We start from the raw sequence: 22,481 nt of genomic DNA on the forward strand, positions 1-22,481 counted from the left end.
CGCCCGCGTAAAGGCGACGAAGATTCGTCGACGCATTCTAAGAATGGCCCAGATTCAAGTGTGGCCCAGTTTCAATTGTGGTGCAGTCTAGAGACTAAACCAGTGCACGTTGCCGACGGGCCTCATACATCAAGATCGATGCGGAGACAGATGCGTTGAGGCTGTCGACCGAACCATGCATCGGAATGCGAATTCCATCGACCCGCGATTGGCCTTCCGTCTTCCAGCGTTCAGCCAACCCATGTGCTTCGTTTCCGATGACGATTGCGGACGCACTCGTTAGATCGCGATCCCAAAGCTCCTCGGATGTTTCAACGCGTGCGGCAAAGATCTGGTACCGGTGACGTGCCAAAAATTCACGAGCTTCGGATTCGCTAATCGCCGCCGATGGAACGCGAAAGACCGCGCCTAAGCTGCTGCGAATGGCATTTGGATTAAATCGGTCAGCCAATGAGTCAGTCAGCAAGATTGCATCGACACCCGCCGCATCTGCACAGCGAAAAACGGCGCCGACATTGCCCGGCTTCTCAAACTGGTCGAGAACCAAAACCAAGCCGCCCGCAGGCAGGTTCAATTGATCAATTCCCCAATCGGGTTCTTCAAACTCTGCGACAACGCTGCGTGCAGAATTCCCGTATGAGATCTTTTCCATGACCGGGTCGGATACCGGTTGGATCAACTGACCACACCGCTTTTGTACCGATTCGGGAACCGACTGAAGATTCGTAAACAATCCGTTGGCGACCAAACCGGCATCGAGTGCTTGGATTGTTTCACGCCAGCCATCAACAATGACTTTGTTCGCTTTTCGCCGGGCTCGATTGTCGCGAAGTCGGACGAGGCGTTTGACGGTCGGATTGTTCAGACTGGTAAGCACGATCAACAGACAAGTAAGGGCTTCGTCAAAAACAGAAGCCTAATTGTTTTCCCGATTTCCCGATAGCGGAAGTCGGCAGTAGCACGGCCACTGTGCAATTCGTCAAAGACGTTTTATGCCGGCAGACAAATCGACGGCAATGTTTGAACACGTCGCGGTGGAACAATCACCCCCTAGTGAAGTCCGTAGCGATTCATCTTGTAATGCAGTGTGCGAATGCTGACGCCAAGAGCCTTTGCGGTATGTTCGCGGTGAAAATCATTTGCCAATAAAGATTCCTGAATCGCTTCTCGTTCGGCAGCCTCAGTCACTTCGGCCAGGGTCAGTGCTGAGCTGCTTTTCGCTTCCGTTGACCGGGTGAGTTCTCTGGGTAAGTCTGTCTCGGCAATTTCATCTCCGGGGATCGTTACGACCAAGCGTTCAATCACGTTCCGTAGCTGCCGAATGTTTCCAGGCCAACTGGAAGAACAAAGTGTTCTCATCGCATCGCTACTAATCGACTTTTGGTCTCGTCGATGGCGAGAGCAAAAGTGAGTCAGGAAATGGTCAATTAGCAGCGGGATGTCTTCACGACGTTCACGCAATGGCGGTACCAGAATCGGTACGATGTTCAACCGATAAAACAAATCTTCGCGAAAGGTTCCTTCGTCGACCATCTGACGAATGTCTCGATTCGTCGCGGAAACGATTCGTGCATCGGATTCCATCAGCCCTTCGCCACCGATTCTTGCAAAGCGGCCGGTTTCCAGAACACGCAACAAGTCGACTTGGCATTTCGATGGGATCTCTGTGATCTCATCTAAAAACAGTGTTCCGTTAGCGGACTGTTCAAAACAGCCAGGCTTTTGCCTTGATGCTCCCGTAAACGATCCTTTCTCGTGTCCGAATAATTCGCTTTCGAGCAATGTTTCTGGCAGCGCGCCTAGGTTCACTGCCAGGAACGGTCCTTGTGATCGATGGCTCAAGTCGTGAATCGCACGAGCGATCAATTCTTTACCGCTGCCGCTTTCACCTTGGATCAGCACCGTGGCGTCGGTATCGGCAACTTGGCGAATTTGTGCAAGCAACTCTTTAAGCGTTCGGCAGTTGCCAATGATGCCGGTGACTTCACCAGCCTCGGCCAAGCGTTCTTTCAGTTGGTGGTTTTCGTGCTGTAGCTTGTGGTGTTCGACGGCACGGCCAACCTGTTGCCGGATCAGGTTTAGATCGACAGGCTTGGTGATAAAATCAAATGCACCGCGACGAAGCGCATCGACAGCGGTGTCAACGGTTCCGTGGGCGGTAATCACGATGGTGGTCGTGCCGGGGTTTAGCTGTTTGACAATCGATACAAGCTCAAGCCCATCGCGATCGCCGGGCAAGCGAATGTCTGCAATGACAAGCTGGTGCTGCTCGGCCTGAAATTTGTCGAGCGCTTCATTGACTGAGCCTGCGGTATCGACCCGGTCGGCATATTTTTGAAGCCCCTTGGCAAGCCCCGAGCGGATATTGGGTTCGTCATCGACAATCAGGATCTGAAAAGCGTCTTCCATAGAGCTGCGCGGGGCTGATGTATTGTCGATTGTCGGGGGTGTGGATGCGAGAGTCATTGGTACCGATCAAACACGATTGCTCTTGGATGGAATAGGTCGCTTAGCTTGGGCCGCGTGGTATTGCTCAGCGGGTAGAGCCCTGTCCTTATCCGATGAATCGCTGCATCGATTGCGTGCAGTTCGTTGCACGCATGCTGCAGGATATTGCACATTTCGAAACGCTGGAATGGGCTAAACCCGATTCATTGTTCGCGATTGCGAAAGCAAATTCTCGTCGCACGCAAGAACGAGTTCCCTCATCTTGGATTGAACGCGGCAAAATTTCTTGTGTGGCACATCGCGTGCCCTACATGAAATTAGTTGCAATGCGGGGTCGTTTTACGCCGCTTTGTAGACTGATTATTCACTGCGTTTATTGTGGAAAAAGGGCTTGGGTCGAGATGTCTTCAATGCTTACGACTGACGCCGATCCAGAGTGTTCGGATCAATCGTCACCACCGAACTTGCGTGAGATCGTAAAAGCTGCGGCCCATTACTTGCCTTCGCAGGGTCCGATCACAGTTTTCGTGCACCACAACACATTGCACGCGTTTGATAACGACGACTTTGAAAAAGCGATTTTGAAGGGCGGGGCGATGTTTGATTGCCAGCCCTATCTTTCGGAGAAGGATTATCGTGGCAAGCTCGCAAGCGGTCGGATCCGGATTGAAGACCTCGATGCGGCGCTGCAGGAAGATTTGGCCGAGGAAGCTGATCGACTGGTCGCAACGTTCGGAACTCGCTACGCGCTGCGTCTGGCGATGCTGCAGCATCCATTGCATTGCGGGACGACTCATGAACTGCGCTGGATCGTTGCCGAGACCGATGCACTTCGGCGGTTTCGACCAGAGGTGGAGACCGAAATACGTCAGCAATTGCTCAAGACGACTCGCCAATACGTCAGTAGCTTACGGGTATCGCCTCAATCGACCGAACCCAACGAATTGCTTAACAGGACACTTGAAAGGTTTGACCGAAGCGATCCACAAACGTGGGACGAGCGGCGGTGGGAAAACTTCACTCTGAACTATCTATGGCGTGTCTGCTGTGAAGGCGTTCGCCAAACTGAAGAAAGCCGTTCGAGCGAAAGCGATTCGGTCTTGGATGCCAAAACAGAAAGAGGCGATTCCAAGCGTCGAAAACAAGATGGCTGGAAGCGACACCGTGATTGGTTGCTGGACGCCAGTGGTGACGACGCGGACGATTTGGTTAACGAAATATTGATCCCGTTTTGTGCGGCATACTTGGATCAAGGGTTTTCTGATTGGACCATCCCCAACCGGGATTTGGGTTTTTTTCAAGCCTTTCTGCAGTTGCATACGCAGCCCGTGATTGGTGTCACTTCAAACTTTCGGCTGTTAAGGCAGCAATCTCGCCGCGTCATCAATCTCGGGATGAGCGAACAGGACTTGATTCGCGAGTCGCTGGATTACTTCGGTGTTAATGCAGAACACACCGAAGAGTTTATTTTGCAAAGCTTGCTCGCTTTGCGGGGTTGGGCCGGGATGATTTGGCAGATGGAGACCAACGCAGATTGGGCACCACATCCTGCCAAGGCAGACAGCTTGCTCGGGTTTATTGCGATTCGATTGCTGCTGGATCGACTAGCCTTTGAGCAAGTTTCCAGCAGCACGCTTGGATTCGAAGGGACACCTCAAGAGTTTGTTCAGCAGTATCGCGACTGTTCGGAAATGCGTGAGCACGAGCGATCCGAGAAAAATGAATTTGAACGTCGGGCATTCATCATCTTTCAACTGGCGCAAGTTCGCGGCTGGGCGCCGCGAGATCTGCAATCGTTGACGCATCAGCAATGGGCGATGCTACTGGACGAGATCAACGCTTTCGATTCGATCGAGCGAAGGCGGATCTATCATCGCGCTTTCGAACGGCAATACCGAAACGCGGCGCTGGATGCGGTGATCGCGCACAATCAGCGACTGCAAACGCGTTCGAAACATGAATCCGGTGATTGCGTTTGCCACTACCAAGCGGATTCGAATGCCGTTCTGTCGCCCAAAGAGGAGTCCTGCGAGAAACAGCGAGACTCGGCCAGTCAGTCTGAAAGTCGGCCCAAATTACAGGTCGTCTGTTGTATCGATGACCGCGAAGAATCGTTTCGCCGACACCTAGAAGAGATCGAACCTGAGTGCGAGACATACGGGATCGCCGGCTTCTATGGTACGGCGATGTATTTCCGCGGTGCCGGTGACGCGCACTTCAAACCTTTGTGTCCAAACTCGATCATTCCCACGCACTACGTGATCGAGGAACCGACTTATTCAATGTTAGAGGTCGGTCGACGTCGATCGTTGGCACGACGCCGAATCGGCCGTTTGACCTACCAGACTCACTTGAGCACTCGGTCGTTCCTCGGGGGAATCGCAACCGCGGTGGTCGGATCGTTTGCCGCGTTCCCGCTCGTTGGCCGTGTGCTGTTTCCGCGGACGGCTTCAAAAATTCACGCGACGATCGACCAAATCGTCGAACCTCCGTCGACACAACTTCGGATTGAGAAGGTTGCCAACGGAGTCGATGACTTTGGTTTTACGATCGGCGAGATGGCCGATATCGTCGAAGGTGCGTTACGTGCGTCTGGGCTTTCTCGCAACTTTTCACCACTCGTGTTGATCTTGGGACACGGTTCAAAAAGCTTGAACAACCCGCACGAATCGGCGTACAACTGCGGCGCTTGTGCCGGTAGCCAAGGTGGCCCTAACGCTCGAGCGTTTGCAGTGATGGCAAACGATCATCGTGTACGAAAGATGTTGTCACAGCGTGGAATGGAAATTCCCGATTCGACCGTCTTTGTCGGCGGATACCACGATACGACAAACGAATCGGTGACCTTTGCCGACCTGGATCGATTGCCGATCACTCATCGCACAAAATTTGAAGAGGCGGCCGAGCTGATCAACCAAGCTCGACAACGCAACGCACACGAACGTTGTCGACGTTTCATGTCGGCACCATTGGATTTACCCGCTGCGGAAGCTCTTCGCCACGTCGAAGACCGTCCCGAAGATCTGTCGCAGGCAAGGCCAGAATACAATCACGCAACCAATGCCTTGTGTTTCGTTGGGCGTCGTCAGTGGAGTCGAGGGTTGTTTCTCGATCGTCGTGCCTTTCTGACTTCTTACGATCCGCGTAATGACAACGCCGAAGGTTCGATCTTAGAAGGGCTTCTACGAGCTGCGATCCCGGTCTGTGCCGGTATCAGCCTAGAGTATTATTTTTCGACCGTTGATACCGAAGGCTACGGTTGCGGTTCGAAATTGCCACACAACATCACCTCACTGTTGGGCGTGATGGTGGGATCGGCCAGCGATTTACGTCCCGGTCTTTCCGAGCAGATGGTGGAAATTCACGAGCCGATGCGAATCCTTTTCGTCATCGAAACGACTCGGGAAGTGATGAAACGCATCATCAAAGACAACGAAGGGATTTCACGCTTGGTCAATGGGAATTGGGTGCAGCTAGCGGTCTTTGATCCGGATCAAGGCCGGATGTACCGATACGTTCGCGGCGAGTTTGTTTTGTACGCACCGCACGATCGAGAAATATCTGCGGTGACTTCATCGCACGATTGGTATCGGAATCAACGAGAGCATCTTGGATTTGCGTCGATAATCCCGACACGGTCCAATAGCCCCGCTCAGTCAAGTACGGGAGAAGACGTTCTATGTTAGATCAATGGTTTTTCATTTTGGGTCTACTGGTCGTCATCAGCCCAGCAGTGCTGTTGGCAGTTCTCGGCACCGCATCTTTGCTGGGACGGAACCTTAGCGAACAGTCGTCCGCGCGTTTAACGCAAACGTCAGTGATCTCTGGTTTAACGGCTTCACTAGCGATCTTGGCTTTGATGTTGTTCTCCGGTGAACGGCACGTGCCAATCGAAGTCGGGCACTGGGTGCTGATCCCAGAAGAGAGTTTTCACTTTCATTTCAAGTTCGTTTTTGATCGCCTTTCCGTACCCTTTGCGATTTTGTCGTTTGTACTTTGCGGAACCATTGGTGCGTTTACGAACAACTATCTGCACCGAGAACGTGGCTACAACCGGTTCTTTGTGCTGTTCGCATTGTTCCTGGTCGGGATGATTGTCTCTTCACTGGCCGGAACGATCGAGACGTTGTTTCTAGGCTGGGAGCTTGTCGGACTGTCCTCGGCGTTGTTGGTTGCCTATTTCCATGACCGCAAGAATCCAGTCCGCAACGGACAGCAAGTCTGGGTGATCTACAGGGTTGCCGACGCGGCATTCTTGATTGCCGCGTTGACATTGCATCACCTTACCGGCGCGGGTGATTTTGACAAACTTATGGGAACCGGTGCTTGGCCCGAAGGGCATGCGACCATTAGCCACTCCCACGCATTGTTCGTTGGCATGTTGCTGCTGGTTGCCGCAGCCGGAAAGTCCGCCTTGGTACCGTTCTCAGGTTGGCTACCACGAGCGATGGAAGGTCCAACGCCATCGAGTGCAATTTTCTATGGCGCGTTGTCAGTCCACCTGGGAGCCTACTTGTTACTTCGAGTCAGCCCTTTGCTAGAGTTATCCGTGGTGCTGAGCACCGCTGTGATTCTGATAGGACTCAGTTCGGCAATCTTCGGCGCGTTTGCGGCGAGAGTGCAGACCGATATCAAAAGCGCTCTCGCGTTCGCTTCGTTAACGCAAGTTGGCATCATTGTCGCCGAAATCGGTTTCGGACTGCGATACATCGCACTGATTCACATCATCGGACATGCCTGTTTGAGAACTCTGCAATTGCTCAGAGCACCAACGCTGTTGCATGACTACAACGATATCGAGAACGCGATTGGCGAACATCTCAGTCACGACCCCAGTGCATGGTCCCGTTGGGTTCCGATCCGAGTTCGTGAATGGGTCCACTGTTTGGCTCTCTATCGAGGCTTTATGGACGATGTTTTAAAGGCGACGATTGCACGCCCAATTGTCAGGATTTTCCGCTGGTGTGACCGCATGGAACGCCGCTGGACTGGATTTTTGTCCGGCGACAAAAACGCGAACGGACGTCAGGAAACGCCCCGAGGAGAATCATTGGAGGAGTTTGTCTAATGACAGAGTTACACCTTCCCTGGTTGGAACTTTCGGTTCTGATGCCGATCATCGGCGCCATCGTCATTGCACGCTTGCGCAGTGCGAATCATTCACGTTTGCTTTGTCTAGCAATCTGTTCAATCACATTGCTGCTGACGCTTGGCGAATGGATTGACTTCATCGGTTTGCGAAGTTTCGAAGCCCATGATCACTGGGACGTGCTGCAGTTGATGTTTCACAAACAGATCTTTGTGATCGATGAGTTAAACGCACCACTGCTACCGCTTGGCGCATTGCTGTGTTTGCTAACTGTTCTTTCGACGCTGCGAACAAAGCAAACGCGATTCTCGTTCCACTGGATGCTCGTTTCCGAAGCGATCTTGTTGGCGACTTTGTCATGCCGAAACGCATGGGGAATTGTCTTGCTGTTGGTCGCGGCAGTTTTTCCGGTTTGGTTTGAACTGCGACAGAGAAAGAAATCAACGCAAGTATTCACGTTTCATATGGCGTTGTTTATCGCTGCGTTATTTATCGGACAATCGTTGGTCGATTTGGGTTTTGTCTTTATCGGAGGCGCCTTTTTAACCTTTGCCGGGCTACTTCGAACTGGGATCGTGCCGCTGCATTGCTGGATGACGGACTTGTTTGAAAAATCGTCGTTCGGAACAGCATTGCTATTCGTCGCACCGATGACGGGAGCCTATGGGATCATGCGGTTGGTTCTGCCGATCGCTCCCGAGTGGGCGCTTCAAAGCATCGCGATTGTGTCCTTGATCACGGCGGTCTATGCCGGCGGAATGGCGCTGGTGCAAACGGAAGCTCGACGTTTCTTTTGCTACCTGTTCCTCAGCCATTCGTCGCTCGTTTTGGTTGGGCTGGAATTGGCGACACCCATCGGTTTGACCGGTGCGCTCTGTGTATGGCTATCGGTCGGATTGGCGCTTGGCGGATTCGGACTGACACTGCGTTGTGTCGAAGCACGAACGGGACAGATTGATCTCAGGCGATACCACGGACTCTATGAAAACATGCCGACTTTGGCGGCATTCTTTTTGTTGACCGGGTTGGCATCGATTGGATTTCCCGGCACGATCGGCTTCATCGGTACCGAACTGCTAATTGAGGGCGCCGTTGACGTGTACCCGCTTGTCGGAATGGCTGTCGTTGTTGCAGCGGCACTAAACGGAATCGCGATTCTTCAAGCGTATTTCAGAGTCTTCACGGGAACCCGGCACTATGAGACATTCTCATTGCGATCGCGGCTTTCCGAAAAAATTGCGGTGATGATCCTGACGGTGCTCATCATCGGCGGAGGCCTTTATCCGCAAGCGGGTGTGGCTTCACGTTATCACGCGGCAAGCGAACTGCTTCGCCATCGAACCGATTCGCTTGAATCAAACCAGAATAGTCGCACGGCTCTACTTAACAATTCAGAACATGAACACTGATCAATCGACTCATCACGAGACTGCGGAAATCCCCCGTGGAACCGCGAGCGGGTTTATCAAATATCTCAAACACGATTTGCTTTCGGGTTTGTTGGTTTTCTTGATTGCGTTGCCATTGTGTTTGGCGATCGCTGTGTCCAGTGGCTACCCACCGATTGCCGGGATCTTCACGGCGATTGTTGGTTCAATTCTGACCACATTCTTAAGCAACAGCGAACTGACAATTAAAGGCCCCGCAGCCGGATTGATTGTTATCGCGATCGGCTGCATCAATGAGTTTGGTGGCGTCGGAAGCCATGAAGCCTATCGGGCGGCACTTGCTGTAGGTGTCGCCGCCGCTGTACTGCAGATCTGTTTCGGGATTTTCAGAGCCGGGATTTTGGGCGAGTTCTTTCCGATCTCGACAGTGCACGGGATGCTGGCTGCCATCGGCGTGATCATCATTATCAAGCAAATCCCGTTCGCGCTTGGCGTGATCAATCCGGAAACGGGGCGTGCCCCGAGTGCGGAGCCCTTTGAAATGGTGCGTGAGATTCCGCACTACGTCCTGTCAGCCAACCCGGCAATCGCGGTGATCGGTCTTGTGAGCGTGCTGATCATGTTCATCTGGCCGAATCTGGCGAAGAAGCTTGGGCCTTTGAAACGAGTTCCCGCGCCGATGGTCGTGTTACTATTCGCGATTCCGATGGGGATGGGGTTCGATTTGTTGCACAAGCACTCCTACACCTTGCAGAATCATGAATACCAACTGAGTGATCAGTATCTCGTTAACATGCCTGATCGTATCTTCGGCATGTTTGACGAAGTAACCTACCCCGATTTTTCTGCGCTGCGACAAGGCCGAGCTTGGTGGTGGGTGATGATGTTCTTTATCATCGGCAGCCTTGAATCTCTTTTAAGTGCGAAAGCGGTCGACTTGCTAGACCCGTGGCGTCGCAAGACAAACATGGACCGCGATATCATCGCGGTCGGTGTCGGAAACTTGGCGGCGTCGTTGGTCGGCGGCTTGCCCATGATTTCAGAAATCGTGCGTTCACGTGCCAATATCGATAACGGTGCACGTACACGATTCGCTGACATGTGGCACGGAGTCTTTCTGCTGCTTTGTGTGGCTTTAATTCCGACGGTCTTGCACCGGATTCCGCTAGCGGCTCTTGCGGCGATGCTGATCTACACAGGCTATCGGTTGGCGCACCCGGTGGAATTTCTGAACGTCTATCGGGTCGGGAAAGAACAACTGGCGATCTTCGTGACGACGCTGGTTGTCGTTTTGGCAACGGACCTGCTGATCGGTGTTGCTGCCGGGATTATTTTGAAGATCATCATCCACGTGATCAATGGAGTACCGATCAAATCGCTGTTCAAGCCCTTCATTGAAATACAAGACGTCGACAAGCAGACCAGTATGATTGTGGCGCGTGAATCCGCCGTCTTTAGCAACTGGATTCCGTTCCGCCGGCAAATCGAACAGATCGGCTTGGTGCAACATCGCAACGTGATCATTGATGTTTCGGAAGCCAAGTTGGTCGATCACAGCGTGATGGAAAAGCTTGAGGAGATGGAACGTGATTTCGAACAGGAAGGTTTGACATTTGAAGTGCGCGGACTTGATTCGTTGCAGCCACTTGCAGACAACGCCCATGCCGCCAGAAAACGCGGCATGGCTTCGATGCGTCGTTTAACCATCGTTGCCAGTTCTCAGATCGAAGACTGGTTGGAAGCTCGACTGGTGCAGTTAGGCGCCACCGGCTACACAGTGATTGATTGTCGTGGCGCGGGACGAACCGAATTGCAATTGGGCAATTCCGAAAACAACGATCTGGTTCGCATTGAAGTCGTGATGACTTGGAAAACTTGTGAACAAGCAATCGATTTCCTGCGATCGGAAGTGATTCCAAATCATCGCATTACCGCATGCGTCGAGACGGTGGACGTGGTCCGACGGCAAGACTTTGAATCCTTGACCGAATCATCGGCAAGCTTGGAACCCGCAATCTCTGAAAGCGTCTGATCGTCCGATCATCCGATATGGCTGGCCCATCTGGCTAGCCTTTCTGGCTGGCAAAGTATAACGAGCCCACTGTCGGAACTTTCGCTTGCTGGTAGGATCAGTGGCATGGCAATTCCATGCCATTGATCTCACTTTAACTCTCGATGGTTGTCTGAAACCGTCTGTCCAGACACGGTGCTTGGACCTCTTTGTCTAGGCCCTCGTACGGTTGCTGGGATCGTCAATCAATAGTGTCCAGGGAATTGGATCTCACTCGTCATTTGCATGTCTAACGAACAGATTCTTGAAGCAGTCCGCTCGGAAGTAAAAAAACGCTTTGCCAATCAAGGGGCCGGTCACGGTTTCGATCATATCTACCGCGTTGTAGTCGCCGCCAATAAAATCCAGGCCGAAGTCGGTGGTGACCCGTTTGTGATCGAACTTGCTGCATTACTGCATGATGTTGGCGACGCTAAGTTTCATGACGGTGTCGAACGGAGCGGCGAATTCTCGCGGCAGATCCTTGGCGATCTTTCGCTGGCCGAAGAAATCATCGATCACGTGGTCCATATTGTCGACAATCTCTCATTCCGGAAACGCGAAACAGCGGCTGCGCTGTCAATCGAAGGGCAAATCGTTCAGGACGCCGACCGACTGGATGCACTTGGGGCAATTGGAATTGTGCGTACGGTCGAATACGGTGCTGTAAAAGGGCAAGTTTTCTTCGATGTGAATTCACCGACAAGCCCCTGCGGTGTGAATCACTTCTACGAAAAGTTGTTCAAGCTCCGAGATTTGATGAATACCGAGATTGGACGACGGATGGCTCGGCAGCGGGAACAATTCATGCACTCGTTTTTAGATGAGTTCTACGGTGAACACGGAATCGAACGTCCCAAACAATGAATTGATCGATTGGGACGACTACCAAAAAGTTGAACTTCGGTCGGGTACAGTCGTGGCTGTTGAAGATTTCCCGGAGGCTCGGAAGCCTGCGTTTAAGGTGACCGTTGATTTTGGGGACTCGATCGGGATTAAACGCACTAGCGCTCAAATCACAGCCAACTACAACAAGGAATCACTTTTGGGGCGGCAGGTGATTGGGGTTGTGAACTTTCCCAAAAAGCAGATCGGTCCCATCATGTCCGAATTCCTGCTTGTCGGTTTCTATCGTGATGACCAAACCGTCATTCTTGCGGTGCCCGACGCGGATGTTCCCAATGGTGCGAAGTTAGCCTAGCGTTTTAGCTTGGGTGGTATCGCAATTATGACGGGGAAAGACGCGTTGATTGTGTTCCGATCGAGCGAGGTGATGCTCGAATGCACTTAGGAGGGAACGACATCCACGCTTGCCGTCTTGGACTATGCGTTTTGTAGTCGCTGCCTGTAGTCGCTGGAATTCAGTGGCTTGAAGATGACGTCGCAAGTAGGACCAAAATACAACTTCCGTCATCAATCACGGTCAGTCCGGCTTCACGAGCCGCTTGGCTCGCTTGTGCATCTTCGGCACCGGGCTGCATCCAAAGGTGTTTGACGCCCATTTTGATCGCTTCGGCAACGATCGCTCGTGTGACTGCTGGCGGTGTTATGATCGACAGGGAGTCTGGTACGACCGGAAGTGCCGAGAGATTGGGATACGCGGTATGTCCTTCGATAACTTCTGTGATCGGGTTCAGTGGATAAGTCTGACGTCCCGAGCCGAGCAATGCTCGAAAGACTTTGTTGCCATACTTGTGCTGACGGGCAGAGGCTCCAGCGACTGCAAATGTATTCGCACTCAAGAAATCAGAGATCTGCTTTTGCATGGCAGTGATCTAAATGGCTAGCGATGATCGAAGCGAAACCGATACCGGCGAAAGGGATCGATCCAACTAGCCCGATCACCGAAAATGACATGGGCATTGTTGCTTCAAGTCAAGGCGATTTCTAGATCATGTAAGCGGGTTCTAAGACTTCGCTTTCGATCGCTGGAAAGACAAAGCGAATTGTGGTGCCCTTTCCTAGCACTGATTCGACTTCAATTTTGCCGTCTAAGGCCAAACAAGCTTCTTTGCATGCGGACATTCCGACTCCACGACCGGATGTTTCTGTGATCTTATCTTTGGTTGATAAGCCGTCTGCGAAAAGCAGTTCTTGGGGCGTTTCACCTTCCTCAAGTCGAATACCAAGCTTTGCTGCCCGCTTTGTAACTTGATTCCAATCGATCCCGGCTCCGTCATCAGCGATCTCCACTGCAAACGAGTCCCTGGATTGATATGCGGAAAGTTTGATCGTACCAGTTGATTTCTTTTTCGCGTCGACTCTGCGTTCAGTCGTTTCTACACCATGATCGACTGCGTTTCTGACAACGTGAGTCAGCGAATTCCAGAATGCGTTCCATGTCTCGGTGGGTGGCGTTCGAATTTCTGTGGAATCGATCTCGACGCACAATCCTGGTTTGTCGAGTCGTTCGGCAAGACGCTTAGCGCGTTCCGATAGCAGATCAAATCGTTGGGAGACGCTATCCCAGGTCCATCGCTGAATCATCCCAACGATCTCATTGACGCTGGCTCCTCTAGCAGCCTCCTCAATGGTCGATTCGATTCTCGCCTTGTCGATTGTGACTTGGTCGCTCGTTTCGTCAGGGATGATCATCGCCAAACGATCACGAATCGATTGCCACTGTGCGCCAATCGCTTCGCGTTGAACTTCGTCACAGACATCGCGCTGCTCGGCCAACTCGTCCTCAAGGTGATGTAGCCATTGCGAGAAGCTACGAAGGCCGAAGATTCCGAAATTTCCTTTCAGCGTATGAATCCAACGTTTCTGATCGGCTATCGTGCCTCGGCCATGCTCGATCAGTTTGACCAAGCGTTCCGACTCACTGAGAAAGCCTCGAACGCTGCGCGGGTCACGGACAAATCTTGCGAAGATTGCCATCTGCTCTTGTTGAAGATCGTTGGCATGTTCTGCTTCCAACTCGGCAGTGATGTCTGTGCAAATAAGTAACAGCTGTGCAAGTTGCTTGCTGTTTTCAAATACGGGTTGGTAGGAAAGCTTGAAAACCGAACCTTGGTGCTCCATTCGTTGAGGCAATTGTTGAAGCCCCAATTCGAGCGGCATCCAATCGCATTGCAATTGTTCCCAGTTCAGCTCCATCAATTCACCGGCGACGGCATTTGATTCGCTCAGGTAGTCCCAGATAAATTGACCTTTCGCAGGAAGTCCAAACCACGATTGGAAGCGGCTTGACGGTGGACTGGCGAACTTGCCGTCGAGCGTTAGCATCGCCAAGCCTTCGGCAATGTTATTGATCACCAACAACGCGTCTTTGTGAGTTTGTTCGGCTTCCTGCAGCGCATCTTCGGCGACGACTTTTGCATCTCGTAGCCGTGCGGCAGATTCTTTTTGGACGACTTCGAAAGACCAGACCGTGAAGAAGATCGCGAGGACCAGCCCACCTTGGACGATGGATACGAATGCGTCTTCGAACGAGCGAGGAACTTCCGAATCCGGAATCAGTTTAAGTTGGTGCGGAAAATAGAGCACTGTCACGAAGGACAACACAATCGCCACCCAAGCCAAGCCAGCTCGACGCCCGAGAGTGCTGACGGCCATCATCGGCGCCGCGAATAGCCATCCCATGACGGGTGAATGCAGGTTGCCCGTGCCAAGGATGACAACCGCCACTGCGGAAAACGAGCTAAAAACCGTCAGGTGTGCAGCCAGACTCCAGCGTGCATTTCGACGGAGCATCACCAATGCGGTACCGCCTCCAAAAAATCCGATCGACGCACCCGCAGCGGTGAAATACATCCCCAGGCAGATGTACATCAGCGCGTAGAGCAATCCCGCAAAGAAGGCGACGTTCGCATAGAAAAACGTTTGCCGAGCGAGGCGGGCCAACTCGGAATCTTGTTCCAAGTTGGACCGGAAAAGCAAGGCTGGGACGTTTATGCGAACTTGACGGGCTGATTTCTGGGTCGATTGGTCCACAGTTGGCTCATTGGGTCAGTGCGTAACGAAGGTTAGCACGATCTACCGAAGCCAAGGGGGGCGTCTACTCTCGTCCAGCCAAGGATTTTCCCTCAATGTTCACTACCCAAAAGCAATGTCGGGGAACAGGCAAAGCCTTGTGTAGACTAAAGACGAACGACAGCCGCAGTGTCGCTCAATGCGACCACTGTGGCGTTTGTTTACTGTGTCGTTTGATGATGGAGTCTTCGGATCAAGCCAATGAATCACCTGTAACGGTGACGTTTCCATTGTCTTTGACAACAAGAACCTCACCAACAGGATGTCTTCGCCTGAATGCGTCAACTATCCGATTTCGTAGCGATCGTCATCAGCCGGCGGAAAGATCTTGACCGCATGGGTTTCATCGCCATGGTTGGTTGTCGACTTTTGAGATGATCCGGCGGACGCAGTCGAGCCTTGCAGGTCAGCGGTTTCAGCCGTTTCGACACGCAGTTTGGCCAAGCCGATTTGCACGACGGTACCAGAATCGATTACCGCTTTGTCGACCTGTTGACCGTCAACAAAGATCCCGTTTTTCGATCCGAGGTCACGCATGACCAGCTCGCCTTCGGCGCCGATGACAAATTCACAATGTCGTCGGCTAATCGAGCCGTCTTCCAGGTGGATGTTGGTCAGCATGCCGCGTCCGACAGTGACGGGGGTTTCTAAAACCCAAGTCCGCTGGTCTTTTAATGTGTCGCGATCAAGTAACGTAAATTTGAATTTCATCGCGGACTCCGAAATCAATCTTGTTAGAGGTAATAGCGATGATCGGGCAGACCGCCCAGATGAGAATTTCACTTTAGCCTTTAGCGATGCCAACGTCCACTAGATGTCGCTCAGGAACGCAGAGCAGACACTCGATGTCGCTGGAAAACACAGAGCAGACACGCGATGTCGCTCAGGAATGTGGAAGTGACGCCGTTGAAGTCAGCCGCGTTTCGGGTTTGCGAACTGGGCTACTTTCGCACATTGGGTTGGCTAGGCCCGATCAATACATCAAGATCAACACTTCGGCGGCGGCGTTGAATCGGGCATCGGGTTGAAGTTGGCCGACAAGACAGCGATGCGGCCGCGATGGATAGATGACTTTCGACCAAAGGAAATCAGACAGCGATGAAAATTGTGATCATTGGTGGTGTTGCAGGAGGCGCGTCCGCTGCCGCACGTGCTCGTCGATTGAGCGAAAACGCTGAAATCGTTGTTTTGGAACGCGGCGACTATCCCTCGTTCGCCAACTGTGGGTTGCCGTACTACGTTGGTGGCGAAATACAGTCACGCGACAAGCTACTCGTGGCCCCCGTTGAAATGCTACGGGCACGGCATCGATTGGATGTTCGTGTACGTAGCGAAGTCATTTCGATTGATCGAGAAGCGAAGACGGTTCAGGTCCGCGATCTTGGCAACCAAAGTGAATATACCGAGTCGTACGACAAGCTAATCATCGCGACTGGTGCCGCACCCTTTCGGCCACCGATTCCTGGGATCGAAAGTTCTCTTGTGTTAGGGCTGCGTGATCTGAATGATGCCGACCGCATGCACAAACTCGCCACCTCCGGCTCTCGTCGTGCCGTGATCGTGGGTGCGGGATTCATCGGGATTGAAGTGGCCGAAAATCTGTTGCATCGAGGGCTCGATGTGACGGTTGTTGAATTGGCCGGGCAGATTTTGCCACCCTGGGATGCCGAGATGATCGCACCGATGGATCGGGAACTACGTGGGCAAGGGATCAAGATTCGCTTGAATGATTCCGTGACTGGCTTTACCGAATCCGGCGAAGGTTTGACCTTGGATTTGAAGTCTGGAGAAACACTACAAGCCGACTTCGTTGTCCTTAGCGTTGGTGTTCGTCCCGAGAATCGTTTGGCGACTGAAGTGGGTATCGAATGCGGGCCGCGTGGTGGAATCGTCACCAATGCGCACATGCAAACGAACGATACCGATATCTATGCTGTTGGAGACGTTGTTCAAGTAAACGATTTCATTACCGATGCGAAGATTCAGATTCCGCTCGCCGGTCCAGCAAACCGGCAGGGACGAATCGCGGCAGACCATATCTTCGGACGCGAGTCAACCTATCGTGGCACGCAAGGGACAGCGATCGTCGGTGCTTTTGGCAAAGCTGCCGCAATGGTTGGACAAAGCGAGAAGCTGCTCCGAGCAGCAGGGACCGACTATGAAAAAGTCTATATTCACCCGTCGGACCATGCGGGCTACTACCCCGGCGCCAGCCCGATGACGCTAAAGCTGCTTTTCGATCCAAAGTCCGGCCAAATCTTTGGTGCTCAAGGGGTGGGGACCAACGGCGTTGACAAACGAATCGACGTGATTGCCATGGCGATCCAGGCCAAACTGACGGTGGAGGATCTTGAAGAGGCAGAGCTTTGCTACGCTCCACAATTCGGTCATGCCAAAGACCCCATCAACATGTTGGGGTTTGTTGCTTCTGGAGTCCTACGGGGCGATCACCCGGTGACTCAAGTTGAAGCGATTCCTTCTGCGGACAAGATCGGCGATGAAATCGTTGTGATCGACGTACGTAGTCCACAGGAGAATGCCGGCGGTGCGATTCCCGGTGCCATCAATATTCCGATCGAATCATTGCGGGACCGTTTGGATGAAATTCCCAAAGACAAGATGGTTTTCACGTACTGCCAAGTTGGGATGCGAGGCTATCTGGCGACCCGAGTTTTAATGCAAAACGGTTTTAATGTCCGCAATATCAGTGGCGGCTACAAAACTTGGCTGCTGCACCAGAACTGATTCGAACGAGCGCGTAGCCGGAGTTCAGCACCCGAGCGTCGAACACCGTCCCGCGGAGGTGAGAAGTCTCCTGCTATTGCCTGTCCTCGACTCAATCGATCCTCTTAACGGATCGATCCTCCTGTGTCGCGAATGACTGACGGGCACGAGGGCAGCGGCACACCGTTTTGACTTTGCGGGTTGGGTTGGCGAATCTTCGTCGATGCTCCGGCAGACTGCATTTTCTTGCACTATTAATCGAATCGAATTAATCGTCCCGACGATTGTTATCAGTACGTCCGGCATGTCCACGAGGCGGCGGACGGTGACTGGTGACTTGAGACAGACTTGCCCAGACGGGGAAAGAATGCGATTTTGGATTGCGATCTTCATTAGCATTTGCGGGTGCGCGATTTCGTTCGCGCAAGAAGGTGGCCGATTAATGCTCCCGGAAATCGTCGTCGAAGCGGATCGCGGATCAAATGCTGATGAGGCTTCTGGAAACACAGACAACGCCGCGGCGCTTCCTGATGCAGCTGCCGGCGAAGGCCCACTAAATACAGGCGGTGCAACGGAGTCTCCGTTTGGAAACACTCCACCACAGCAAGTTCCTTCGCAGCCAACAACACAGTTTGAGTCCGGGATCAGCCGTGAAGACTCGCTGTTGGGGCAGGCATCGTCCGCATCGACGGGGGCCTATGGACAGACCGACTTGCAGTCTCGTCCGATCAATCGCCCAGGGGATGTGCTGGAACTGATCCCCGGATTTATCGCGACGCAGCACAGTGGAACTGGAAAAGCGAACCAGTACTTTGTGCGTGGAATCAATCTTGACCATGGGACCGATTTCGCGGTCCGTGTTGACGGCATTCCGATGAACCTGCCCTCACACGGACACGGCCAAGGGTACCTGGATGTGAACTGGTTGATTCCAGAACTGATGCAAAGTGCTGAGTATCGACTGGGGCCTTACTATGCGGACATTGGCGATTTCAGTTCGGCCGGTGCTGTCGATATTCAGATAGCGAAGGAGTTACCCAATGGTATCGCATCGGCGACCGCGGGATCCTTTGACTACTATCGAACGTTGATCGCTGATTCGGGTGAATTCGCAGGTGGAACGCTTCTGTACGCATTCGAGACGACGTTTTACAACGGTCCGTGGACTGTAAAGGAAGACTTTGACAAGCTGAACGGTTTGTTGCGTTGGTCGCATGGCAACCAAGACCATGGCGTATCAATGACCCTGTTTGGGTATGACAGTCAATGGACGGCGACCAATCAAGTTCCTGTACGAGCTGTCGATGCAGGAATCGTGTCTAGGTTTGGAACTCTTGATCCGAGTGACGGTGGAAAGACGAGTCGCTACGGCATCAACGGTCAATACTGGAGCCACGATAGAGACGTGACAACAAAAGCAAACGCCTATGTCAGCTACTATGACATGGACTTGTTCTCGAACTTTACGTTCTATCTGGATGACCCCGTCAACGGAGATCAAATCGAACAGGTCGATCAACGGTGGTATGCGGGGATGAATCTAAGTCAGACCTACCATCGCGAATGTGTTGACCATACCGTTGGTTTTCAGTTTCGAAATGACAACATTCACGAGCTGGCTCTCAATCGAACCCGAAACCGACAGTTTGTCTCCCCAGTCCGAAACGACAGTGTCGATCAGCAAAGCTACTCGTTGTACTACGAGAACAAAGCGATCCTGACGCCATTGCTGCGTAGCACGATCGGTCTTCGTGGTGACTTCTACCGATTTCACAATCGAGCCAATGTAAACACCGCGGACACGGGAACGGTTGACGATACGGTGCTCAGTCCAAAGTTGGGAATTGTCCTTGGACCTTGGTCAGATTCGGAGTTGTACGTGAACTGGGGGCAGAGCTTTCACAGCAACGATGCTCGCGGTGTGAATTCTTCGACCGATCCGGCGGATCCATTGGTCAAAAGTGATGGTGCGGAAGTGGGGGCTCGTACTTGGTTGACACCTGATTGGAATTCAACCATCGCGTTGTGGTATCTAGAAATCGATTCGGAGTTGCTGTTTGTCGGCGACGCCGGCACGACGGAGGCTGGTCCGGCTAGCCACCGAGGCGGCATCACATGGACGAACTTTTTACGACTGACCGACTGGATGACAGCCGACGTCGATTACTCGCATGTGCGTCCGCGATTTACCGGTGGAGACCGAATCCCGAACGCGGTGGAGAATGTTGTGACGACCGGGATTACCGCACAGGGGCCTGATTCGCCCTGGTACGGTACGTTCCGATTGCGGCACTACGGACCGGCTGCACTGAGCGAAGATAACTCCGCACGAAGCAGCACAACGACGTTGGCAAACATGCAGGTAGGTTATCAAACACGCAGGATGACGATGGCGGTTGATATTTTCAATCTATTCGACAGTGATGACAATGACATCACGTATTTCTACGAATCTCAGCCGCTTGGTCTCGCAGCTGCCGAAGACCTGCATTTCCATTCGGTCGAGCCGTTGATGGCCCGTGCGAGCGTCACTTGGCGATTTTAGCAGGCGAGTGACGCAATGTCTGGCGTCACTCAGTCTGGAATCCCAAGTCACCAGACTGAGTGAGTCATCCGAGGCGCGTCACTGCTTCATTGGTAGGTCGCTTAGCGGAGTCGCGATAAGTCCACGCTTTCCGTAGACCGACGATCCAAACCCATTCTTGTAGCGAGGGTGCAGGATCTTTCCCGGAAACTCGACTCGTTGAAAGAACTCAGGGTCTGGCTTTTCCGTCTCGCGAATCTTGTTCTGAATCGACTCGTTTGGCTTCACCCACATAAACGACGGTGCTCCACCGCTGGAGGACCCTGAGGACCACAGATAGGTATCGCCTTCCATGATTTTGACGTTGGAAAAGTAGGGCGCCACGGTGACGGTCTGCGATGCCCCACGGCCAATTTGTTCGTAAGTCACCGTTTGTTGTTTGGATCGCCCCATTTCGGCTTTGATCACAATAGATGCCGATGATTGCACATTCCATCCCGCAGCACGCGCGGCGGCTTCCAAGCCTGCTCGGGCAAGTGAATTGTGAGCACCGCAGTTGGTTTCGATCGCTACGGTGGAACCCGGACCGAGCGTCCAAAGACGATCGCGATCAACGTTTGCGACTGTCGCGAGGACGCTGTCACCCGGCAATTCTACCGCACCGATCACAAAAGCTTCGAAGTTTCGATCACGTAACTGCACGCCGTAGCAAAAGCGGCCCGCGGCTATCTTAGTGATATCGCGGAATCCGGTACGGCTAACGACTTCGGCAAACGCAGGCTTGTAGCTCCAAATCGGTAGCTCACGTTCTAAATCGAACAGGGTTTCACCGTCGACAAGCAACGTTTTTTCATCTACCCATGCAAGCTTTTGGCCGAAAGGAGAACCGACGGAGCTGGCGTTGTAGCGATCTGGTTCTTGCTGCGATCCAAGGTGCCAAACTGCAAGCTGGTTGTTGGTGAGCACCGCAAGTTTTTCACCGGCGGCATCGAAAGCGACTGCCGAGGTACGTCCGCCTTCGATTGGCAGCGATGCCAATGTCGCACCATCCGCAGCTGAAAGTAGGCGGATCCCCTTATCTTCGGGCAGGGCAAGGTAACGCTTACCTGGACTGATCACCGGCGGCGCGTCAAAGAATGATTCCTGTTTGACTTGATAGACCGCCGATCGATTTTCGATATCCCAGACGACATACTGGGAATCGCCCCAACGGTGAATGACGAGGTTTGGACCGACAAACTCGGCGAAGGGATTGCCCATGTTATGCCCTGTTTGGCTGATCCAGCGAACGATGGGTTTCGCTTTGTCAGTTTTCGGGCTGGCTGACCAGACGCAGAGTGTGGTTTCGCGATTGTCGGTTGATCCGACCGTAAGGACTTTTTGAGATGCCGGATCAACGGCAAGTAAGACTTCACCGTGTGGAATCGATTGAATCTTGTGGACTTTTCCATCCGCAATCGTCGCCCAAACCAGCCGGCCTGGAAATTTTTCCTTGGCATGTCCGCTACCCGATCCGGTAGCCGCTGCCATCCAGCCTGCCGAAGATCCGATGGGGTAGACCGATAAAAGGTTGTCCCAAAAATCTAATTTTGGAAAAACCGCACCTCCTGATGGGATCGTCATCTGAACGCGGGGAGGGTCAGCGGAGACCGACGATAGGTCGGTTGCCGATTGCCATCCGGCCGCGATCGCCAGACTGCCCGTTTGGAAAATATCGACCGGTGGCGGCGGGATGATCTTTAGCGGAGCGTTTCCAATGATCCGCTCCAGTCGACGTTGGTCGGCATCGGCTAGCTTCGAAATCGGCAGCGTGATTTCGGTATCGGTATCCAGTCGGTACAGAGTCACCGTCTGAGCATCACGATCACTGTCAACCACGGCGGCCTTGATCGAGAACTGTCCCGACTGGTCTTTCCAGTTGTAGACCGGCGAAATCACATTCGCTTGCCAAGGGTAACGCGTTTCATGAATCGGAAACGTGCGTCGCTTTGAACTGGATGCGAATTCAAAGTCAGCCATGACTTGATTTCGATTGACATCCACCACCGTTGCCGGCAGCCAGGAGCCCAGAAAGAGGACTTCGATTTCTTCGCCCTCAGAAGGTTTCAAGCTGATGCCCGAAGGGATGCCACCCGATTCTTGCGCGTCCGCGTGATAATGCAAAGGCACGCTGGCGAAAAGGATCGTCGCGCCACTCAACAAGATCTTGGCGCAGGTTGTGCGAAAAGCTGCCATGATTGTGATTCGAAAGAATAGGAAAAGATCGAATGAAGCAGGCCGACA

At 52.9% G+C, this 22,481-nt stretch carries 15 protein-coding genes; 9 read left to right on the forward strand and 6 right to left on the reverse strand.

Features of this window, described 5'->3' with window-relative positions; genetic code table 11:
- Nucleotides 1–94: 94 nt before the first annotated feature.
- Both LOC67_RS22155 and LOC67_RS22160 read right to left on the reverse strand, forming a co-directional pair.
- Nucleotides 95–877 (reverse strand): TrmH family RNA methyltransferase, encoded by a 783-nt coding sequence (locus LOC67_RS22155; RefSeq protein ID WP_230264998.1) that lies wholly within the window; start codon nucleotides 875–877, stop codon nucleotides 95–97.
- 173 nt (nucleotides 878–1,050) lie between these two features.
- Complete coding sequence (locus tag LOC67_RS22160; protein WP_230265093.1) at nucleotides 1,051–2,409, reverse strand: sigma-54-dependent transcriptional regulator; 1,359 nt, start codon at nucleotides 2,407–2,409, stop codon at nucleotides 1,051–1,053.
- A 449-nt stretch (nucleotides 2,410–2,858) separates the two neighbouring features.
- On the opposite strand from LOC67_RS22160, the gene LOC67_RS22165 reads away from it, so the two are divergent.
- From LOC67_RS22165 to LOC67_RS22190, 6 genes are all read left to right on the forward strand, one after another.
- A complete protein-coding gene (locus tag LOC67_RS22165) occupies nucleotides 2,859–6,134 on the forward strand; it encodes a DUF2309 domain-containing protein (RefSeq protein ID WP_230264999.1) in 3,276 nt (1,091 codons plus the stop codon).
- Complete coding sequence (locus LOC67_RS22170; RefSeq protein ID WP_230265000.1) at nucleotides 6,128–7,516, forward strand: proton-conducting transporter membrane subunit; 1,389 nt, start codon at nucleotides 6,128–6,130, stop codon at nucleotides 7,514–7,516. Before LOC67_RS22165 ends, LOC67_RS22170 begins: the two co-directional genes overlap by 7 nt.
- Nucleotides 7,516–8,946, forward strand: a complete 1,431-nt coding sequence (locus LOC67_RS22175) for a proton-conducting transporter membrane subunit (protein WP_230265001.1) — start codon at nucleotides 7,516–7,518, stop codon at nucleotides 8,944–8,946. The genes LOC67_RS22170 and LOC67_RS22175 overlap by 1 nt, the downstream gene beginning before the upstream one ends.
- The gene (locus tag LOC67_RS22180) at nucleotides 8,936–10,957 is read left to right on the forward strand and encodes a SulP family inorganic anion transporter (RefSeq protein ID WP_230265002.1); all 2,022 of its coding nucleotides are present in this window, start codon (nucleotides 8,936–8,938) and stop codon (nucleotides 10,955–10,957) included. Before LOC67_RS22175 ends, LOC67_RS22180 begins: the two co-directional genes overlap by 11 nt.
- A gap of 264 nt (nucleotides 10,958–11,221) precedes the next feature.
- Nucleotides 11,222–11,842 (forward strand): HD domain-containing protein, encoded by a 621-nt coding sequence (locus LOC67_RS22185; RefSeq protein WP_230265003.1) that lies wholly within the window; start codon nucleotides 11,222–11,224, stop codon nucleotides 11,840–11,842.
- Between the two features lies 1 nt (nucleotide 11,843).
- Nucleotides 11,844–12,176, forward strand: a complete 333-nt coding sequence (locus LOC67_RS22190; protein WP_261367080.1) for a tRNA-binding protein — start codon at nucleotides 11,844–11,846, stop codon at nucleotides 12,174–12,176.
- Nucleotides 12,177–12,336: 160 nt separating this feature from the next.
- Here the strand turns inward: LOC67_RS22190 and LOC67_RS22195 are convergent, their stop codons facing one another.
- The 3 genes from LOC67_RS22195 to LOC67_RS22205 all read right to left on the reverse strand — a co-directional run bounded on the left by LOC67_RS22195 (nucleotide 12,337) and on the right by LOC67_RS22205 (nucleotide 15,661).
- On the reverse strand, nucleotides 12,337–12,741 hold the full coding sequence (locus LOC67_RS22195) for a CoA-binding protein (protein WP_230265005.1): 405 nt from the start codon (nucleotides 12,739–12,741) through the stop codon (nucleotides 12,337–12,339).
- Between the two features lie 121 nt (nucleotides 12,742–12,862).
- The gene (locus LOC67_RS22200) at nucleotides 12,863–14,839 is read right to left on the reverse strand and encodes an ATP-binding protein (RefSeq protein WP_230265006.1); all 1,977 of its coding nucleotides are present in this window, start codon (nucleotides 14,837–14,839) and stop codon (nucleotides 12,863–12,865) included.
- A gap of 396 nt (nucleotides 14,840–15,235) precedes the next feature.
- Nucleotides 15,236–15,661 (reverse strand): FHA domain-containing protein, encoded by a 426-nt coding sequence (locus LOC67_RS22205; protein ID WP_230265007.1) that lies wholly within the window; start codon nucleotides 15,659–15,661, stop codon nucleotides 15,236–15,238.
- A gap of 134 nt (nucleotides 15,662–15,795) precedes the next feature.
- On the opposite strand from LOC67_RS22205, the gene LOC67_RS22210 reads away from it, so the two are divergent.
- From LOC67_RS22210 to LOC67_RS22220, 3 genes are all read left to right on the forward strand, one after another.
- Entirely contained in the window at nucleotides 15,796–15,978 is a 183-nt protein-coding gene (locus tag LOC67_RS22210; RefSeq protein ID WP_230265008.1) for a hypothetical protein, read from the forward strand.
- A gap of 70 nt (nucleotides 15,979–16,048) precedes the next feature.
- A complete protein-coding gene (locus LOC67_RS22215; RefSeq protein WP_230265009.1) occupies nucleotides 16,049–17,695 on the forward strand; it encodes an FAD-dependent oxidoreductase in 1,647 nt (548 codons plus the stop codon).
- A 421-nt stretch (nucleotides 17,696–18,116) separates the two neighbouring features.
- Nucleotides 18,117–20,219: a TonB-dependent receptor gene (locus LOC67_RS22220; RefSeq protein WP_230265010.1), complete on the forward strand. Its 2,103-nt coding sequence runs from the start codon at nucleotides 18,117–18,119 to the stop codon at nucleotides 20,217–20,219.
- Nucleotides 20,220–20,297: 78 nt separating this feature from the next.
- Here LOC67_RS22220 and LOC67_RS22225 read toward each other — a convergent pair whose 3' ends face one another.
- On the reverse strand, nucleotides 20,298–22,433 hold the full coding sequence (locus tag LOC67_RS22225) for a hypothetical protein (RefSeq protein ID WP_230265011.1): 2,136 nt from the start codon (nucleotides 22,431–22,433) through the stop codon (nucleotides 20,298–20,300).
- Nucleotides 22,434–22,481: the final 48 nt, after the last annotated feature.

This window comes from Stieleria sp. JC731, from assembly GCF_020966635.1.
Lineage (GTDB): Bacteria > Planctomycetota > Planctomycetia > Pirellulales > Pirellulaceae > Stieleria.

What these genes read in the sequence shown, in the direction of transcription:
- LOC67_RS22205 (WP_230265007.1), bottom strand. Translation starts at nt 15,661, where the DNA reads ATGAAATTCAAATTTACGTTACTTGATCGCGACACATTAAAAGACCAG.
- LOC67_RS22170 (WP_230265000.1), top strand. Translation starts at nt 6,128, where the DNA reads ATGTTAGATCAATGGTTTTTCATTTTGGGTCTACTGGTCGTCATCAGC.
- LOC67_RS22215 (WP_230265009.1), top strand. Translation starts at nt 16,049, where the DNA reads ATGAAAATTGTGATCATTGGTGGTGTTGCAGGAGGCGCGTCCGCTGCC.
- LOC67_RS22210 (WP_230265008.1), top strand. Translation starts at nt 15,796, where the DNA reads ATGTCGCTGGAAAACACAGAGCAGACACGCGATGTCGCTCAGGAATGT.
- LOC67_RS22185 (WP_230265003.1), top strand. Translation starts at nt 11,222, where the DNA reads ATGTCTAACGAACAGATTCTTGAAGCAGTCCGCTCGGAAGTAAAAAAA.
- LOC67_RS22220 (WP_230265010.1), top strand. Translation starts at nt 18,117, where the DNA reads ATGCTCCCGGAAATCGTCGTCGAAGCGGATCGCGGATCAAATGCTGAT.
- LOC67_RS22160 (WP_230265093.1), bottom strand. Translation starts at nt 2,409, where the DNA reads ATGGAAGACGCTTTTCAGATCCTGATTGTCGATGACGAACCCAATATC.
- LOC67_RS22195 (WP_230265005.1), bottom strand. Translation starts at nt 12,741, where the DNA reads ATGCAAAAGCAGATCTCTGATTTCTTGAGTGCGAATACATTTGCAGTC.
- LOC67_RS22180 (WP_230265002.1), top strand. Translation starts at nt 8,936, where the DNA reads ATGAACACTGATCAATCGACTCATCACGAGACTGCGGAAATCCCCCGT.
- LOC67_RS22225 (WP_230265011.1), bottom strand. Translation starts at nt 22,433, where the DNA reads ATGGCAGCTTTTCGCACAACCTGCGCCAAGATCTTGTTGAGTGGCGCG.
- LOC67_RS22175 (WP_230265001.1), top strand. Translation starts at nt 7,516, where the DNA reads ATGACAGAGTTACACCTTCCCTGGTTGGAACTTTCGGTTCTGATGCCG.
- LOC67_RS22165 (WP_230264999.1), top strand. Translation starts at nt 2,859, where the DNA reads ATGCTTACGACTGACGCCGATCCAGAGTGTTCGGATCAATCGTCACCA.